At 51.6% G+C, this 1,460-nt stretch carries 2 protein-coding genes; one reads left to right on the forward strand and one right to left on the reverse strand.

The genetic code is table 11. From position 1 onward, the window contains the following. The first annotated feature begins 211 nt into the window (after positions 1–211). The gene (locus TH25_RS24575) at positions 212–1,135 is read left to right on the forward strand and encodes an aldo/keto reductase (RefSeq protein ID WP_114090864.1); all 924 of its coding nucleotides are present in this window, start codon (positions 212–214) and stop codon (positions 1,133–1,135) included. A 10-nt stretch (positions 1,136–1,145) separates the two neighbouring features. Here TH25_RS24575 and TH25_RS25195 read toward each other — a convergent pair. Beyond that, positions 1,146–1,460, reverse strand: a 315-nt coding sequence (locus tag TH25_RS25195) for a hypothetical protein (protein ID WP_181847842.1), incomplete at its 5' end; no start/stop codon positions are given.

Raw genomic sequence — 1,460 nt, forward strand, 5'->3', positions numbered from 1 at the left:
CGCAGGTTCGAGTCCTGCTGCCGGAGCCAATGTGAAAAGGGATCGAACCTCGGGTTCGGTCCCTTTTTCTTTACCCGCAAAGATCGTTTACCTCTCCTTTCTCGCTTGATACCAAAAAGCAGGAAAAACAATTTCAACAAACATCCGTCATTTTTGTCCGGGACAAATGCACAAATGTCGAATGACGGAAGCAGGGATAGGAAAACGTATCATGCCCCACGCCGTATCACGCCGCCAGCTTGCCGATGACCTCAGCTTTTCAACGCTGGCCTGGGGGGCCTGGCGCCTGCGCGAGAGCCACGATATTGCCAATGGCACGGATGTGCTGCGCCTGACAGAAGCCGCCCTTGAACTTGGCATTACCACCATCGATCATGCCGATATTTACGGGAATTACGGCTGCGAGGAATTTTTCGGAACCGCAATCGCCGCTGCACCGCATCTGCGTGACAAAATGGAGATCGTCACCAAATGCGACATCGCCCTGATCTGCGATGCCAAACCACAAAACCGGATCAATCATTACAACACCAGCAAAGAACATATCCTGCAATCGGTTGACTCCTCGCTGCGCAACCTTCGGACCGATCATATCGATACTTTGCTTTTACACCGACCCGACCCGTTGATGATTGCTGATGAAGTTGCCGATGCTTTCAACCAGCTAAAACGCGATGGTAAGGTGCGCTATTTTGGTGTTTCAAATTTCACGCCGTCGCAGTTCAACCTGCTGCAAAGCCGCCTTGAAGCCCCGCTGGTCACAAATCAGGTAGAATGTTCGGTCCTGCAGCTCGCACCGATTTTCGATGGAACATTTGATCTGATGCAGCAAAAACGTATCAGCCCCATGATCTGGTCGCCGCTTGGCGGCTCCCGGCTGTTTCGTGACAAAGACGATGCCGTCGCTGCACATTTAAGACCCGTCCTTGAAGACATGCGGGTAAAATATAACGCGCCAGGTATTGCCGAAATCGCCATTGCCTGGCTTTTGGCCCTGCCCTGTCAGCCAATCCCCGTTTTGGGCACCATGAAACCCGACCGCCTGAAAGATGCCACCACGGCATGTTCAATCAAGCTGGACCGGCAGGACTGGTTTACCATCCTGGTTGCCGCTCAGGGGCATCCGGTGCCATGACATCAACACATCAACCGTTTGCCATCTGATCGATAAATGAATCACGGATAACCCCCAAATCATCCTGCCCGCATACAGCACGAGCCATTTTGGAATATGCCAGGATAAAACAGCGGGACCAGCAACTTAACAGCCTGGTCCCGAATTCACTTTGAGCGTTAGATAAAGCCTTGAAACTGGGTAAAATTTGCCAAATTTGAATTTTTCGCGCTTTTTTATCAAAAAAGGTCTTGCGCCCGTTTCCGCGTTTTATTATACCCCTGCCACGCGCTTCGGACGGAGCGCCAAACACTGATCCGGCATAGCTCAGTTGGTAGAGCAAATG

It is taken from the genome of Thalassospira profundimaris (assembly GCF_003326755.1).
Lineage (GTDB): Bacteria > Pseudomonadota > Alphaproteobacteria > Rhodospirillales > Thalassospiraceae > Thalassospira > Thalassospira profundimaris_B.